12 protein-coding genes are annotated in these 16,318 nt (G+C 55.5%); 5 read left to right on the plus strand and 7 right to left on the minus strand.

Features of this window, described 5'->3' with window-relative positions:
* Positions 1-43: 43 nt before the first annotated feature.
* The 6 genes from SV7mr_RS20815 to SV7mr_RS20840 form a co-directional block, all read right to left on the minus strand.
* Positions 44-934 carry a sugar phosphate isomerase/epimerase family protein gene (locus SV7mr_RS20815; RefSeq protein WP_145276311.1) on the minus strand — a complete coding sequence of 297 codons (891 nt, stop codon included), beginning with the start codon at positions 932-934 and terminating at the stop codon, positions 44-46.
* A gap of 42 nt (positions 935-976) precedes the next feature.
* A complete protein-coding gene (locus tag SV7mr_RS20820; protein ID WP_145276313.1) occupies positions 977-2,005 on the minus strand; it encodes a zinc-binding dehydrogenase in 1,029 nt (342 codons plus the stop codon).
* Positions 2,002-2,700: an orotidine 5'-phosphate decarboxylase / HUMPS family protein gene (locus SV7mr_RS20825; RefSeq protein ID WP_145276315.1), complete on the minus strand. Its 699-nt coding sequence runs from the start codon at positions 2,698-2,700 to the stop codon at positions 2,002-2,004. Before SV7mr_RS20825 ends, SV7mr_RS20820 begins: the two co-directional genes overlap by 4 nt.
* A gap of 192 nt (positions 2,701-2,892) precedes the next feature.
* Positions 2,893-4,095: a hypothetical protein gene (locus SV7mr_RS20830; protein WP_145276317.1), complete on the minus strand. Its 1,203-nt coding sequence runs from the start codon at positions 4,093-4,095 to the stop codon at positions 2,893-2,895.
* The gene (locus tag SV7mr_RS20835) at positions 4,092-5,438 is read right to left on the minus strand and encodes a DUF1552 domain-containing protein (protein WP_145276319.1); all 1,347 of its coding nucleotides are present in this window, start codon (positions 5,436-5,438) and stop codon (positions 4,092-4,094) included. The genes SV7mr_RS20830 and SV7mr_RS20835 overlap by 4 nt, the downstream gene beginning before the upstream one ends.
* Positions 5,439-5,463: 25 nt before the next feature.
* A complete protein-coding gene (locus tag SV7mr_RS20840; RefSeq protein WP_145276321.1) occupies positions 5,464-7,923 on the minus strand; it encodes a DUF1592 domain-containing protein in 2,460 nt (819 codons plus the stop codon).
* Positions 7,924-8,358: 435 nt separating this feature from the next.
* Between SV7mr_RS20840 and SV7mr_RS20845 the strand changes: the two genes are divergently transcribed.
* From SV7mr_RS20845 to SV7mr_RS20855, 3 genes are read left to right on the plus strand one after another with little or no spacing between them, the layout of a single operon-like run.
* Positions 8,359-8,916, plus strand: coding sequence for a heme NO-binding domain-containing protein (locus SV7mr_RS20845; RefSeq protein WP_145276323.1), 558 nt, complete (start codon positions 8,359-8,361; stop codon positions 8,914-8,916).
* The gene (locus SV7mr_RS20850) at positions 8,891-10,081 is read left to right on the plus strand and encodes a PAS domain-containing sensor histidine kinase (RefSeq protein WP_419187703.1); all 1,191 of its coding nucleotides are present in this window, start codon (positions 8,891-8,893) and stop codon (positions 10,079-10,081) included. Before SV7mr_RS20845 ends, SV7mr_RS20850 begins: the two co-directional genes overlap by 26 nt.
* Positions 10,078-10,740, plus strand: coding sequence for a response regulator (locus SV7mr_RS20855; protein ID WP_145276327.1), 663 nt, complete (start codon positions 10,078-10,080; stop codon positions 10,738-10,740). Before SV7mr_RS20850 ends, SV7mr_RS20855 begins: the two co-directional genes overlap by 4 nt.
* A 9-nt stretch (positions 10,741-10,749) precedes the next feature.
* Here the strand turns inward: SV7mr_RS20855 and SV7mr_RS20860 are convergent, their stop codons facing one another.
* Entirely contained in the window at positions 10,750-11,913 is a 1,164-nt protein-coding gene (locus tag SV7mr_RS20860) for a DegT/DnrJ/EryC1/StrS family aminotransferase (protein WP_145276329.1), read from the minus strand.
* A 325-nt stretch (positions 11,914-12,238) separates the two neighbouring features.
* Between SV7mr_RS20860 and SV7mr_RS20865 the strand changes: the two genes are divergently transcribed.
* Together SV7mr_RS20865 and SV7mr_RS20870 are read left to right on the plus strand one after the other, a co-directional pair.
* On the plus strand, positions 12,239-13,009 hold the full coding sequence (locus SV7mr_RS20865; protein WP_419187704.1) for an RNA polymerase sigma factor: 771 nt from the start codon (positions 12,239-12,241) through the stop codon (positions 13,007-13,009).
* 101 nt (positions 13,010-13,110) lie between these two features.
* Positions 13,111-16,248 carry a YfbK domain-containing protein gene (locus SV7mr_RS20870; protein WP_145276332.1) on the plus strand — a complete coding sequence of 1,046 codons (3,138 nt, stop codon included), beginning with the start codon at positions 13,111-13,113 and terminating at the stop codon, positions 16,246-16,248.
* The last annotated feature ends 70 nt before the right edge of the window (positions 16,249-16,318 follow it).

Genomic DNA, 16,318 nt, shown 5'->3' on the forward strand with positions numbered 1-16,318 from the left:
TGCCGGCACAAGTTTACCTGGGCAGGTCTTACCTGTGCCGGTCTTACGAGGGCCAGTGTTGAGCGATCTTCTTGACTAAAAAGTCAGCACTGCGGGCCAACTGATCCATGCCTTCGACGCCGTCTTCGATGCTAATCCAGTTGTCTGCAAAGCCCGCTTCTTTAAGAATTGAAAAGATCAAGTCGTAATCGTTCAACCCTTTGCCCACTTCACCGTGCCGCAATCGCTTGGCATACCCCTCGACGCCGACCTCTTCACGGCGCAGGTCCTCCAAGGTGCCGTCGATCAGGTAACGATCACTGGCGTGCATCGTGACCACTCGATCGGCGACCCGCCGCAACAACACAATCGGATCTTCACCGGCAAGGATGGTATTACTGGGGTCATAGTTGACGCCAAAGTTTGGCGACTGGACCCGGTCGACGAGATCGCAAAACACGTCCATCATCTGAGCGAATTCAGGATACGTCCAAAAGTCGTCCTTGTAGTGATTTTCAATGATCAGCGTCACGCCGCGTTGAGCTGCATAGGGTGCGCACTGATCGATGCACTGGGCTGCAAGACTGACGCCCTGCTCACGAGACAACTCGGGGCGTCGCTGCCCGGAGAGCACACGGCAATAACGGCCTCCCATTTCAGCGGTCATGTCGATCCAAAATCGCTGACGTTCCATTTGCTGTTCGCGAAACTCCGCATCGGGATGCGTAAAGTCTGGCGAGCAGCACACCATGGGGATACAGAGTTTTTTCTCTTCGACCTTCCGCCGCAAGGCTGGCCAATTGGCTCGATCTTGCATTTCGATAAAGCCCGCATACCATTCCAAACCCTGCACGGGCAATTCAGCAGCTTCATTGATCCAGCGATCTAAGCTAACGGTCCCGGTTTTACAAAGCTCGGGCAAATACAGCTTGGGAAACGCAGCAAGTTTGGGCATCAATCCATCCAATCAGAAACACAAGAAACAACACCCATCGCATTAAAGCGTTGGCTTAAGAATCGACTTGACCACTGAACCAGAGTGCATGGTTTCAAAGGCCTCTTGCCATTGCTCTAGCGGCCATTGTCCCCCAATGATGGGCTTCACATCCAGCTGACCACTATCAAGCATCGCCAGGACGCGCTCCCAGATCGTCCAGTGGTGGCTAAAGCTACCCTGCAGCGTCACATTTTTTTGCACCAGCGGATCAATGGAAAAGTCCAATGGCTTTGGCCCCCAGCCAACCTTTGTGATCCAACCGGCTGGGCGAACCAAATCGATCGCCGTTTTCAGCGTTGCTGAAACACCAGCAGCATCAATCACCACGTCTGCTCCCATGCCGTCACGCTCACGCGCCCATTCGGTGGCATCGGTTAAGGTTTCACAGCCGTACTGCTTGGCGATTTCAAATCGCTCGGCATCGGAGGGCAATCCCAACACAGCAACCTGGCCACCGGCAAGCTTGGCGATGGCAGCACAGAGGATCCCGATGGTCCCAGGGCCGATCACCAGCACGCGATCCCCTGGATTGATTCTTGAGTTACCAATCACACTGTTGTATGCCACACAGCAAGGCTCAGTGAGCGCGGCATATTCAAACGGCAGAGTTTCTGGAACCTGATGCAAACATCGCGCCGGCACACGCGTGTACCGTGTCATCGCACCATCGACGCCGTACCCGAATCCTTTTCGAGTCGGATCCAGGTTGTACAAACCGCGCCGCGTCAGCGGGTTTTGCGGATCGATCACCGCAGCGGTTTCACTGGCGATGCGGTCACCTTCACGCCAACCTTGAACGTTCCTGCCGGTCTGCACAATCGTGCCGGCGAATTCATGTCCTAGCACCACGGGATAGTTGACTGGCCAACTATGCGAACTGGTCCACTGATGCAGATCGCTGCCACACACGCCGACAGCAGCGACTTCGACCAGCACGTCATCATCACCGATTGTGGGCTGAGCGAACTCACGCAGTTCGACATGATAGGCTTCCGGAGAATAGTTAACGACAGCGGGCGACTGAGTCATTTGGACACCTCTCCGAATGCGTGCACCTGATCGCAAATCAGCTTCAATGAACTTTCCAAGTTACCGTCAGCGGTTTTGAACTGATCGGCATCTATGGTCAGCGGAGCCCCCAAGACCACCAAGGGCGCCCCATAACTGGGACAGGCGATGGCTTGCTCTAACGACAATCCACCCACCGCTTGGACGGGAATCTCAACCGCATCCACGACCGCACGGAGATCATCTAGCGGACTTGGCATCGGCAACCCACGCGCTGCGATGCCACGTCGTTCGTCGTAACCGATGTGATGCACGATGTAGTCGCAGCCCAACTCTTCCAAGCGTTTGGCACCGTCAACCATGGTCTGGTAGCCCAAGTTGTCGCCCATCACGGCAACACCAAAGTCTTTTCCGGCCTGAACAACACAGCGGATGGTTTCTTCATGAGCCCGAGCCATGACCACAACATGAGTCGCCCCCGCGCCAGCCATCATTTCCGCTTCCAGGTAGCCGCCGTCCATGGTCTTCAGATCAGCCACAATCGGCACGTCAGGAAAACGCTCCCGCAACGCACGCACGCCATGCAAGCCTTCGGCCAGTATCAACGGGGTGCCAGCTTCCAGCCAATCAACTCCAGCACGGATCGCCATTTCGGCCGTTTCCAGTGCCTCGTCAATGTTGGTCAGATCCAACGAAATTTGAACAAGGGGTTTCATTTGTAGTCCACCTGAAGAGCGCAAGATTCAGAATGATTATGCGCGATCATGAACGGAGTTGATAGGAGACCGCAAGCACTGAGCGTTCGTTTTCACAAGGCGAAATCCCAGCGAGAGCAAACACGAGCCAGTGGAACTCGATCGCCGCGCATGCGCAACCAACGTCGACCGATGCGGCGTAATGGAACTCAGCTAGCGTTTCTGAAAGATCTCTGCACTAGGCCAACGCTCGTTGATGCTCCGCACACGTTCTTCAACCGGTGGTTTCACGTTGGGCCAGTTCTGCGGTCGCACACGAACCAGCCTGCCGGGGCGAAAGCCTTCCAAGATCAACGGCACCTCAAAGGTGATCTGAATGCCGCTGCTTCCAAGCACTGGAGCTTGATCGATTTGCTGGACATCAGTGATCTGTCCATCCATGCCATCATGGTCCGGCCACCAGGTACGCAGCGTGTCCTCAGCAACGGCCATCTTGCCACGAAGCGCTGGCTTAAACTGCTGGTACAGCGATTCATCCATGCCGCCAAGTAGCGTGGCTTTGACGGTGGCGTTTCCAAATTGACCGTAGTCGCAGGAATCAATCATCGCGGGCATCCAGCGCGTTCGAATGTGTCGGATGTGACGTTGTCGCTGGCGTTCTGCAGCGACGGCCATCGCCGCTTCATCGAGCCACAGATCATTGACATGAAACTGTTGATACAGGTAACGCGGGTGCCACGCCAAACTCATTTGAACCGCCACGCCTTGCAGGTCCATCGTGCCTGACTTGGGCCACTCGGCTTGGTCGATCAGGTCCTGCATGCCCAGCAATTCGCGGCCACGCCAGATGCGTGTCGAACCATCAATCGTCAGTTTATGCTCACCGCCCAAGCCTTCGCCGCCTTCTAGCCGTGGCAGACTGGCCACCAGTTCGCCGGCCTCACCGTCAATTTTGACACTGCTCAGGGTCCACGATTTCTGTTCCCGTATCGCCAGACTCGGCCCATCCTCTAACAACACCGCATAAGTCTCTGCTGGCGCCGTCACGTCACGACCATGATTGCTGGGAACGATGGAAGTTTTCGGATCAGGTGGCAGATAAAACCGGCCGTACAACACGGTCCCAATGGGAATGTCTTTCAATTCCGCCGGAGCCCCTCGATAGCGAATGACGCCATAAGGCAGCATCGCAAAATGATGCAATTTACCTTCATGGTAGTGCCCATCCACATGCAAACGCAAACTACCGCGTCGATTGATATGATCGACAAACACCAATTCACCACGGTATGGTTTGGCTTGTGATGGATCGGCAAATCCGCCCACGGGAGGTCGATACGGATCTTCAGCCGTGCTCAATCCAATGGAGCCAACCAAAGCGATAAACGGGACACAGAGAGCTAGCCAACGATTCATGTCAGATCCAATTCGCAATTACTATCACCGAACTGCCCCGCCTCGACACCCATTTTCTGGGCCATCGTCAGTAGTAGATTACTCATGTGCGCTTTGACGTTTGCGGGTCGACTACATAGACGATAATGGTAGCCAGCGTCATCCATTTTGTAGCCATCGAAATGACCTTGGTTCAAATCCAAGTGACGACCATGTTTGATTCCACAGCCAGAACCGCCGGCCAGCACCAAGGGCAGGTTGGCATTTCCATGGCTATGACCGTAGGCCATCCCGCTGCCGAAAAGCGACATCGTAGAATCCAGCAAAGGACGTCCATCAAGGTCAGGGGTTTCAGCCAGACGTGACAAGAAGTAACCAAACTGCTGAACGCTAAACTGGTCGCTCAAGGTCAGCTTTTCCATGTGGCCAGGATCACCATTGTGATGACTAAGCTCGTGCCGGGACTGCGAAATCCCCAGCTCTGGAATTGCCAGACCTTGGCCTTCCATGCCGCTACTAAACGTGACCACCCGAGTGGCATCGGTCTGAAACGCCAGCACGATCAAGTCGTAGACGGTACGAAAGTATTCGCCAGCATTGGTTTGCGGAACATCCTTGTTGGTCCGCTGACGATCTTTGTTCGCAATTTTGGGACGGGGAACATCCAGCCAAGCATCGGCGCGTCGCGTGCGAATCTCTGTTTCCCGGACAGCTGACAAATACTGTTCCAGCCGGCCTTTGTCCTCGCTGCCCATCCGACGTTCCAATGATCGCACCTCTTCAAGGTTTGCATCGAGAACACTGCCTTTGCGTCGCAGCTGGCGGCGTTGAGCCTCGGTGCCGCTGGTTGGCTCTTCGAATAAATGCGCAAAAATACGTGCACAGCGACTCATTCCGGGCAAGCGAATCCCGTCTGCGGTCCAAGACAGCGACTCCCCTTTATTGGCAACTTCTAAAGAATGAAATCGCGTGTGTGGGGCGGTGACTTTTGCCATCTGTTGGTCAACAGAGATCGTATTGCGATCGGCAGGCCCAAGCTTCCCACCGGTCAACCAGATCTTTTGACAATTATGATGCTGCCCCAAGCCGCCAGGGTGATGCAAGCCACTGATCGGCGTCACGACCTGACGATGTTTCTCCAGCGGTGCAAGGGAGCGTGAAAAGTCAAACTCGGTGCCCTGGCCGGTGACCTGATACTCCAGAGTATTGACTCCATTGGGCAGATAAATGAACGCGCTGCGACGTGGCGTTGGTTGCGCCTTGTCAGCGCTGGCAAGCTGCATGCAATTCAACATCGGCAGTGCGATAAAACTGCCCATGCCACGCAGAGCATGACGGCGATCGATCGACCAAGCAGGTTTCATAGGAATCTCTTGAAATCAAAAGTGACTATCGTTTCTTCATCAAATCCGACAGTGCGACCGCGCGCACAATGTCTTTCAACCGATATCCATCGGCCTTCGCTTGCTGCACGATGGCATTGAGATCGTCTTGATCATCGACCGTCATGACTCGTCGCAACGCGTACGTACAGAGTTGTTCAACAAAAGCACGCAAGAATTGATCTCGGTCATCTAACAGCAATTGCTTAAACTCGTGCGCATTGGCAAACGTTCGCCCATCAGGCAGTTGACCGCTAGCATCGGCCAGAGGCTCTGCCCCCGTTCCTTGGGGCACTCGTTCATGGGTACGAAACTGACCAATCGCATCGTACTGATCGAATGCAAAACCGAGCGGATCGATCTTGCGATGGCAGGCAGCGCAGTTGGCATTTTCAGCGTGAGCGAGCAACTTCTGACGCACAGTTGCTTTGGGTTGATCAACGGGATTGGGTTCGATTGGATCAACGTTTGCGGGCGGAGGTGGAGGAGACTTGCCAAAGATCGCTTCGCTCACCCAAACCCCTCGATGCACCGGGCGATGCCGAGTCCCATCGGAAGTCAGTCCCAATATTGCGCCAGTGGTTAGCAGACCACCGCGCTGTTCACTTGGCTGCAAAGTCACGGTTTGAAAGCCAGCTGCGGTCGGCGTTGGCAATCCGTAAAACTCACAGAGCCGAGGATTCGCCATCGTCCAGTCAGAATCAATGAACGACTCGATCGAGAGGTTCTCGTTGAACACTCGGCGGAAAAACTGCACCACCTCGCCACGCATGCTTTCTTCCAGCCAAACGTCATAGTCCGGATAGAGCTTGGCATCCGGTGGAAACATACCCAGTCGGTGCAACTGCAACCACTGCCGAGGGAAGTCTTCGACAAAGCGATCAAGCTTGGCGTCGGCTAGCATGCGATCGACCTGAACCGTCAGACCGTCAGCGGAAAGCTGGCCATTGGCTGCGTTTTCAAACAGCGTCTGGTCCGGCATCGAACTCCACAGAAAATACGACAGTCGTGAAGCCAGTTCCCAGTCAGTAAGCAGATCTCGGCGTTCTGGATCGCCTTCGACCAGATAGGTGAAATGCCGCGAGGTCAACACACCTAACATAGCCGCTTGATACGCCGTGCGAACTTGTGCACCCGCGTCACGCTCAGATTGATAGGCGGCCAGATACGGAGTCAATTCCTTTACGTTTACCGGGCGCCGCCAAGCACGGCTGGCAAAGCGTTGCAACTGGGAGGCCACCTCTGGGTCGCTGGCCGATTCCGCCGGCAAGACGTCGTCTCGAGTCGCTTTCTCGGCCTGGGAAACCAGCGGACCTTCCCACTCAATCCAATCCAGCAAGACAAATGAAAAGATCCCGTTGCTGTCTTCGTCAAATAACTTGGGACCGGTCGGATTAAGCAACTGCGTTTCGCTGGTGTGCGTGAAGACGTAACTGCTGCTGCTAAGCTGATTGCGATGATGGCCGCCCTTTTCACGAGAAATGATCTCCGAGACAACAACGTTGAAATCCAAATTGATTGGGGTCTCCAGAAAGACTTCAAACTCAATGATCTCGGGCTTGTCCTCGGTGGCGACCACGTCCAGTTCAACGAATCCTTCGTTCGCTGCCTCAATGGTTCGAGGGCCGATGCGCAGGTGTGGTGTTTGCCCGTTAGGGGGACGGATGCCGCTGACTTGCATGCGAGCCCGATACAGACCGCTTCGCTCTGGCCCCATCGTGCCAAACCAATTGGGACGAAACGCTTGCTGCAACCGTCCGGGAAAAATCAGTGAACGGAGCGGACGCGAGATCCCGAATCGCTTCAGGTACTCGTGCTGCTGTTTCCCACCAGCGTAACGAAGTTCGGCGGCGGTCTTGCGCACTTTTTGTGGGCTGATTTCTTCAGTCGGAAACGCTCGCGACAGCACCGTCTCCGCCGCACTGTAGTAGCGTTCGACATGAGAGGGCGACAATGAAAGCCGAGAACCGATTCGCTCAAAACCATGCCAGCGAGGATCAGCATTCAGCTCGCCTGGTTTCGCGGGATCATAACGTACCCCCAAAAGATCATAGACCGTGTTTTGGTATTCCTTGCGACTGAGTCGATAATGAGCCACCGCGGGCCGAGCAGCCATCCGCGCATCCCGCCCCAACTGAAGATCATGATCTAACTGTTCCACTGCGGCAGCGATCTCGTCCTCACTCGGTTGTGGTTCATCCTCAGGAGGCATTTCTCCGGAGTTGATTCGCTCCATGACTTCGCCCCATAAATGGGAATCAGCACCAAGTTTAAAGTCACGGGAAAGCGTGTCGAGCCGCAGGTCACGCTCGACTCGATCCGGGCCATGGCAACGCAAACAATGCTTGGCCAAGAAAGAGTCCAGGCCCGGTGCGGCACGCTGGCCCGGTGCGGCATCAGCGGTGGAAAACGTCCCGTGGCAAACCGCGAACAAAAAGACGACGAACAACGCAAGACGACTGATCATGAAAGCGCAGCGATAACGGTCATCACTGAAAAGGAGGAGGGGAGAGGTGGGGACGACCGACACGTTGGCCGGACAGCACACCATCGTAACACACAACGAGACGGATTTCAGCCGAAACAGCTGATGTCCCATTAGCCGCCGGCCGTGAGGCCGTTTTTTTGCGCAGCCGTGTCGTCGCCAAAACCGTGGCTAACGCCAAAACGGCTGATGGGAGCGTGGATGATCTGTCCTGATGGAACACAGGCGATCGAGGATGAAATCCCCCAAGGCGAAGCTTTCACCGACTGGAGTTCTAACGGTCACAACGTCACAGTTAATTCTGGGGTAGAGTCGACGGGAAAAGGTTGAAAATGGGTTCACGTCAACCTGCCAGATCAACCGTTAAAAAGAAACCTCCCCACACATTCGCTGTTCGAAAACAAGGAACAAGAACCGATGAAAGGCGTCGTGTTTGTCGAGCTAATCGACATGGTGCAGGAGCAAATGGGACTCGAGGTTTTGGAAACGGTATTGGCTTCGGTCGACAGCCCATCTGATGGGGCTTACACCGCCGTGGGCACCTATGCCGACCAAGAGCTTTACGACATTGTCGCCGCGCTCAGCAAGGAAACATCACTGGGGGCCAATCAGTTGCTTTATGCCTTTGGCAAACACTTATTCGCTCGACTATCCGATCGCTATCCTGCACAAGTTGGTTCAGTATCAAATTGTTTTGAACTACTGACGTCGCTGGAACAAGTCATCCACCCCAACGTGAAGAAATTGTATCCGGAAGCAACATTACCGAGCTTTGAAACGACACAGCATCCTGACGGATCGCTGGAGATGCGTTACAAATCACCACGCGGTTTACCGGACTTAGCGGAGGGCCTGATGCAAGGCTGTGCCGATTGGTTCAACGAACCGATTACGATTGAACGCGAGGTTGTCGATGCAAACGGCAACGAGGTCATTTTCAGACTGCGTCGTGGCGAGGACAATGGAGCAACTTGAACTACTTCAACGAGCGGCACAGCGCGAGCGCAGGGCTCGTGAACAAGCCGAGGGATTACTGGAAGCCAAGAGTGCTGAACTGTATGCGGCCAACCTGCACCTGCGCAGGTTGTATGACCATGCTGCTGACGCAATCTTTTCGTTTGATGACCAGGGCAACATTTTGGACGTCAACCAGAGTGCCTGCCAAAGCCTACTGTACACGCGTGACCAGTTGCTATCGATGAAGGTTCACGAAATCACTGAGCGAACCGAAAGCGAACTGAAACAACCATGGACTCAGGCCGGCCAGCACGCCCCGTTGCAGATTGATGGCATGCTCCGGCGCCGCGATGAAGTCACCTTCCCCGCTGAAGTCCGGGTGACCGAAGTCGAGTCTGAACCCAAAAAGGTCTTGCTTGCCATCGCTCGTGATGTCACGCTTCGCACAAAGCAGCGACACGAGCTTGAAGCCTCGCGCAAACGCCTGCGACAACTCTCCTCAGAAGTCACCCTGACCGAAGCCAAGGAACGACAACGCCTGGCTCAAGTTCTGCACGACACCATCGGCCATGACCTAACGGTGGTTCGCATGCACATTGGCAAGCTCGCGGAGCTCTGCGAAACAAGCGGTGGCAACGTTCACTCAAGTAGCGCCCTGCGACTGATCGAAGGCATCGTCAAACAAGTGCGTCAGGTGACCTTTGACCTGAGCCCTGCAGTGCTGTACGAACTGGGCTTGCCAGCGGCGATCAAAACGGTTGCTCGTGTGGTCACGGAAGAACAGACGCCCAACTGTGAGGTTGAATCATCGGGCAACTGGCGGAGCTTGCCGATTGATTTGGCGATCCTGCTCTATTACGCCACGCGCGAACTGATCCATAACTCGGTGAAACACGCCTCAGCAGAGGACATCCACGTGCGACTCGATCGCCGTGAACAAACGATCTCGATCACCGTCATTGATGACGGGAAAGGGTTCGAACCCCACACCGATGATCACAGGAGCGACCATGCGACTTATGGCCTGTTCAGCATTCGCGAGCGACTCGCAGGGTTGGGCGGCGAATTGCTGGTTGCCAGCGAACCAGAGATGGGAAGCAGCGTGACGTTGCGTCTTCCCTGCCCGGCAGATTCAGCTAGCCCCGGGCGACGAAACTCCGTGCAAAAGGAGTCCCTACAATGAGAATCCTGCTGGTTGACGATCACCAAATTTTTCGTGATGGCCTGATCAGTTGCCTGAGTGAAAACGCCGGCTACGAAATCATTGGCCAAGCCGACAATGGCCGTGATGCGATCACAGCCGCCGAATCACTGGGCCCTGATCTCATTATCATGGACATCGCCTTGCCCGTTTTAAACGGGGTCGATGCGGCCAGAGAAATCCTCTCGGGAACCCTTTGGCCCAAACCCAAACTGGTCGCCCTGTCGAGCTATTCAGACCCCGAATTTGTCACCGAAGTCTTACGTGTCGGTGCCTCAGGCTACATCCTCAAGAACGCTGCGTTTGACGAACTGATCAATGCCATCAACACGGTGATGGCAGGAAAGATCTACTTAAGCCCGGAGATTGCCGGTGTTGTGGTCAACATGCACGTTCGCGATGAACAACCTGGACCGATCTCCGACCAGGGCGTATTGATCTCGCTCAGCAAACGTGAACGCGAAGTCGTCCAATTGCTGGCCGAAGGCAACGACGCCAAAGCAATCGCTGCACGGTATGATCTCAGCCCCAAAACCGTCCACGCGATGCGCAACAAGATCATGGCCAAACTGGACATTCACTCCGTTGCCGAGTTGACCAAGTATGCCATTCGCGTGGGATTGACTTCGTTAGAAAGCTGATGCCGGCAACTAGGCAGCCACTTGCTTCTGGCCGCTTTGGTAGAACTGCGTGACCACTGCCACGACACGATCCTGTTCGGCTTCGCTCATCGAGGGGAAGATCGGAAGATTCAGAATCTCTTTACTGGCTCGAATCGTTTCCGGCAATTGACTGTCATCAACCTTTAGAGCAGCGAAGCACTCCTGTTGGTGAACAGGAATCGGATAGTAAATCTCGCTCCCCACACCACTTTCCCCCAGAAAAGCTCGCAGATCGTCGCGACGCTCACTGCTGACGCGAATCCCATACTGGTTCCAAACGTGGTCCGCATTTGGATCGATCGCTGGCAGAGTGATTTGCTGACCGTCCAGCAAACCGCTTTGTTCAAACAATTCGGTATAGCGACTCGCAATGGCTTTCCGGCAGCGAGTTGCTTCTTCTAAGTGCCGTAACTTGACTCGCAAGACTGCCGCCTGGAAGGTATCCAATCGACTGTTGATTCCGACCACTTGGTGATAATAGCGTGGACGCATGCCGTGACCGGCAAACAACTGCAAGCGATCAGCGAAGTCGGCATCATTACTTGTGATCATTCCTCCGTCCCCCATTCCACCAAGATTCTTGGTGGGATAGAAACTAAAGCAACCGGTCAATCCCCAGCTACCTGCGGGACGACCTTTGTAGCCAGCGCCGATGGCCTGAGCAGCGTCTTCGATGACAGGAATGTTGTGTGGTTCGGCGAGCTGACAGATTTCATCAATGCGTGCACACTGGCCAAACAGGTGCACTGGAATGATGGCTTTGGTGTTAGCGGTGATCGCCTGACGAATGCCTTCTGGATCGATGTTGAAGGTATCGGGACAGATATCGACAAACACCGGCGTGGCTCCCAAGCGAACCACACAGCTGACCGAAGCAAAGAAGGTAAAACTGGGCACGATCACTTCGTCGCCCGGGCCGATGTCCAGCGCCATCAGCGAGAGCAGCAGCGCGTCACTGCCTGATGCACATCCCACCGCATGTGAGGCACCGCTGAGTTCAGCCACCTCTTTTTCGAGTTCTTTGACGTCTGGGCCAAACAAAAAGCGTCCGCTATCAACGACAGATGAAAGAGCTTCAACAAAGTCGTCCCGCAAGGGTTTGTTATCTTGGTTGATATTTAGAAGAGGGACTTTATCTGCGGGGTGAGTCATCAGGGAACCTTCCTTGGTCACAATTGATTCATAGGGATGTGTCACATCGTCAATGAGCCTGCGGAAACGTCATGCGACGGCCCTTGCTGTAACACTCAGCCTTGCCTGCACCTTTTTGGGTAATTTGGGAAAGGCTGGGACAGTTTAATACCCGCAGGTCTTCTCTTGGGTCAAGAGAAATCACAGACCTGCGGGGAAAGTTGGACCGCGAATTCCTGAGCGGAACCACTGCGAAATTCTGAAGTTTTTTTCTCCTGGCACCTAAGATACAGTCCCCGGCGTCGTGTTCCCTTCCAGACCGCTTTGATTTTTCCGCGTGAACTTCATGACCGATCGAAAGCCGCAGCGACCGTCAAAGGCCACTGAAATGGACACACTGATGCCGCAATCTTCACCAGATGCCGGCAGCGATGAGGGTACGCAGCCTGACCAGGGCGGGCTCAGTTCGACCGCTGATCGAGCGACGTCAACGACGCGCCAGGCGATCGCTGATCCTGGAACCGCCCCTCCCCTGGGCGACAATTCACCGCAGCTCAATTCCCGCCCACCGACCGACGACGCCAGCACGGCGACCAGCCCCCAATCGCGACCCTGGCAAGCAGAGGAGCTGGAGCAACTGATCGAGACCTACGAACGGTCCCTGCTAGCGTATGCCGGCAAGATGCTAAGTGGCGACTGGCAAGCCGCTCAGGATGCGGTTCAGGAAACGTTTTTAAGACTCTGTAAGCAGGATCCTGACAAGGTTCTGCACCGCGTTCGCCCCTGGCTGTTTGCTGTATGCCGCAGCCGAATCATTGACATGCACCGCACCGAACACTCACACGCACAAGACATGCAGGAGGTTCCCGTGGTTGACCCCCGCCCCGATGCTGCGACGCAGATCGCCGATGACGAACAGCGTCAAGCAGAGACCAGTCGCCTGACATCACTGGTCCAGAATTTAAGCAAACGACAACAAGAAGTGTTGCGATTGCGAATTCAGGCTGGACTGAGCTACCGGGAAATCGCTGAAGTCACCGGACTTTCGGTCAGCAATGTTGGCTTTCATTTGCACGCCGCGATCCGATCACTGAAAGCGGCTTGCACGGCGATGTGACGGCGCCACCACCACTTCAACGCAGTCACTTCAACGCAGCGGCGAACTGAATCGCCGGAATCACGACCACTCAATCTTTCGTTGCCAAAAGGCATTTCATCATGACTGATTCGCCAAACACACCTCGCGAATTCAATGACGACTCTCTGGATCACGTTTGGGATGATCCCCGCGTGACCAGCTATGTCATGCACGAACTGGCGGACGAGGAACTGCAAGCTTTTGAAGCCGAACTTGACGCCGATCCTGCACTGCAACTTGCGGTGCAACAAGCTCGAGAGATCACAACGGAACTGGAATCGGTGTTCGCAGTCCCCAGCTCCAGTGAAGCGGGCCCGCTGAAGCTGGAGCCAGAGCGCAAAGAAGCCATCTTGGCAGCCACTCAATGGGGCAACTCACCGCCGACAAACAACATCGAACCATCCTCCTCACGCGGGCGTTCCAGGGCCCTGCGTCTGGTGATCACATTGCTGGCCAGCGCAGCGGCGATCATCATCGTCCTGAATGTTGCCCCCAGATACACTGACTTTGACATGGCCGAGTACAACGTCAAACAGGCGGTGGAACCGCTTGCACGTGACTTGGCAGGCAACGCGCCTCCGGCTGGCGCAAACGAAACTCCGCAAGCAACACCGCCAGAGTCAACAGCCGGTGCTGAGCTTGCCGACACGAAAGCGCCAAGCACAAAAGCTGTCGCGGCAGATGTCACTGCGTTGGACGCGGAGGACGAACGCCTGATCGGCGAGATGAAGGACGAGCCGACCACCAAACCACCAGCACTCGGCGGAGCGCGAATGGGTGCCGCACGATCGCTGAACGTGCCCGCCGAAGCGGCAACAGAAACCATGGCAGAAGAATCCGACGGCAATGGCCAACCCGAAGGCAACACAGAGTCGGTCAGTCGCAGTGCAAAGACCGCACCGGCTGCCGTGTCCCCGATGATGCGTTCAATGCCAGCTGCTGATCTGCCTGGCAACGTGCCGCCCAGTGGAGCGGTACCGATGGCTGTCCAACCGTCCGCTGCGCCACCTCAAGCAGACACCGAGGCCCCGCGTGCCTCTCAACCGCCGACACCAGCAATGGGTGCCCGAATGGCCGCGCCGCGTCGAACGGAAAAAGCAACCTCCACCGAATCGACTCAAAAGGAACCGGCTCGCGGTGACGCCGATGCGCTTGGCCCGGCTGGTTCTGGCTCGGCTGGTTTCGGCTCGGCCAATTTTGCTGACGCAGGCCCGATGAAGCCAGATGCAGGGAACCCGGCTGACAAACCAACTGGCGAGTTAGCTGACAAGAGTGAAACGAGGCCCCTCGGCCGCGAACCCTTGGCGATGAACAGCCTGCAACAAACGCGCCCACGGTCAAGCGTTTTGCCGATGCCCAATGCAGCTCCTGGGGATGGCGAACCATCTGAGGCTCAGCCACCGTCGGTTCCTGCTGGCGATGCTCTTCCAACGGTCCAAGATCTCTTCGGCGGCGGCTCGGATCCTCAGGCGATGCGACAACAAGCACAACAGCCTGCACCGACACAGAGCCAGAACGGCCAGGAAAGTGGTCAACAAGCTGCCTTCGGAATTCGCAAAAATGTCAATCGACGTGCCATCAAGCCCACGCCAGAGGAACGCAGCAACGGCACCGCTGAAATGGAAGCTGACTTCGCTGAGTCAACCTCCACTCCCAACGCCAATGACCGCAAATTCGCATCAAAGGATGAGGGCCAAGAAACCGAAGCGGTCCCAGACGGTTCGCGTTATGCCAACATCGCTAGGAACCCATTCATTTCCGCCAAACAACATCCCGAGAGCACCTTTTCGGTCGACGTTGATACCGCCAGCTACACCAAAGTTCGCCAGCTACTGCGCCATCACACCCGCCCCCGTCGTGATGCCGTTCGAATCGAAGAGATGGTGAATTATTTCGAATACGACTATCAGGCGCCTCAGCAACAAGAACCGCATCCTTTCCGCGCTGACGTATCGATTGCCGAGTGCCCTTGGTACGACGGTCACCAACTGGCTCGCGTGGCCATTCAAGGTCGTCGAATCAGCAACCAGCAACGCCCGGCCTGTAACTTGGTCTTCTTGCTCGACACCAGTGGATCAATGAGTGAGCCTAACAAGCTGCCACTGGTTGTGTTTGGCATGAAGTCATTGACCAAGCAACTTCGCCCCGATGATCGCGTGACGATCGTCACCTACGCTGGATCAGCGGGAGTCGCAATCAACGGGGCCAAAGGCGACCAACGCGAGAAAATCATCAGCAAACTGGATAGCCTTACCGCCGCAGGACGCACCAATGGTTCGCAAGGTATCAAGCTAGCCTACGACAGCGCCCGCAATCACTTTATCGAAGGCGGCGTCAACCGTGTGATCCTCTGCAGCGACGGAGACTTCAATGTTGGCATGACCGATGACGATGCCCTGGTCTCACTGATCAAAGAACAGGCCAGCAGCGGTGTGTTTCTGACCGCATTGGGCTTCGGCATGGACAATCATAATGATGCCATGATGGAGAAAATCTCCGGCGCCGGTAATGGCAACTACGCCTTCATCAACTCACAAGCCGAATCCACCAAAGTGCTCGGCAAAGAACTGAACTCAACCCTGGTGACGATCGCCAAAGACGTGAAATTACAGATCAAGTTTGATCCCAAACAGATCGCTCAGTATCGCCTGATCGGATACGAAAACCGCAGGCTGGCTGCTGGTGACCTTCACAACGACAAGAAAGATGGTGGGGACATTGGTGCCGGACATCAAGTCACCGCGTTCTACGAACTGATCCCAACTGGCCCCAATCAGCCAACCGCGACTCCGATGATCCTGCCAGCGACGGCAGACGGAAATGCAGCCGCAAACGCTGCCCCAGCCGAATCAGACCCTCCAGAGGACGAAACCGAACCGCCGGAAAGTGATCAGAATGCCGGCAACGCCATGACGGTGCTACTGAGTTACAAACAACCAGACGAAGGCACTGGCCAGACGCTAGAAATCGGGGTCAACCCCGTCGTGGTTCCCTTTGGCGATGCAGATCAAGACTTTCGATTCGCTGCCTCAGTGGCAAGTTTTGGCATGCAACTGCGTAGCCTGCGGTCGAGCGACACCAACAAAGCGGGAACCTGGAACCTGAAGGATGTGATCCGAACCGCCAAGGGCAGCATGGAAAAAGATCGCTATGAGCTAAAGGCGGAGTTTGTCGAATTGGTTGAGATCGCGGACAAACTGAATGCCGACAGGCAGTGAGCCGCAGCCCCGTCAGCCGTTTTGGCGTTCGCCACGCCCGATCAACAACACTCTCCCGCTTGATGAAGCG

The organism is Stieleria bergensis, assembly GCA_007745635.1.
In the GTDB taxonomy this organism is placed as follows: domain Bacteria; phylum Planctomycetota; class Planctomycetia; order Pirellulales; family Pirellulaceae; genus Stieleria; species Stieleria bergensis.

Bases quoted from the DNA above. Each gene is read 5' to 3' on its own strand.
- SV7mr_RS20815 (WP_145276311.1), bottom strand. From the start codon at position 934: ATGCCCAAACTTGCTGCGTTTCCCAAGCTGTATTTGCCCGAGCTTTGT.
- SV7mr_RS20820 (WP_145276313.1), bottom strand. From the start codon at position 2,005: ATGACTCAGTCGCCCGCTGTCGTTAACTATTCTCCGGAAGCCTATCAT.
- SV7mr_RS20825 (WP_145276315.1), bottom strand. From the start codon at position 2,700: ATGAAACCCCTTGTTCAAATTTCGTTGGATCTGACCAACATTGACGAG.
- SV7mr_RS20830 (WP_145276317.1), bottom strand. From the start codon at position 4,095: ATGAATCGTTGGCTAGCTCTCTGTGTCCCGTTTATCGCTTTGGTTGGC.
- SV7mr_RS20835 (WP_145276319.1), bottom strand. From the start codon at position 5,438: ATGAAACCTGCTTGGTCGATCGATCGCCGTCATGCTCTGCGTGGCATG.
- SV7mr_RS20840 (WP_145276321.1), bottom strand. From the start codon at position 7,923: ATGATCAGTCGTCTTGCGTTGTTCGTCGTCTTTTTGTTCGCGGTTTGC.
- SV7mr_RS20845 (WP_145276323.1), top strand. From the start codon at position 8,359: ATGAAAGGCGTCGTGTTTGTCGAGCTAATCGACATGGTGCAGGAGCAA.
- SV7mr_RS20855 (WP_145276327.1), top strand. From the start codon at position 10,078: ATGAGAATCCTGCTGGTTGACGATCACCAAATTTTTCGTGATGGCCTG.
- SV7mr_RS20860 (WP_145276329.1), bottom strand. From the start codon at position 11,913: ATGACTCACCCCGCAGATAAAGTCCCTCTTCTAAATATCAACCAAGAT.
- SV7mr_RS20865 (WP_419187704.1), top strand. From the start codon at position 12,239: ATGACCGATCGAAAGCCGCAGCGACCGTCAAAGGCCACTGAAATGGAC.
- SV7mr_RS20870 (WP_145276332.1), top strand. From the start codon at position 13,111: ATGACTGATTCGCCAAACACACCTCGCGAATTCAATGACGACTCTCTG.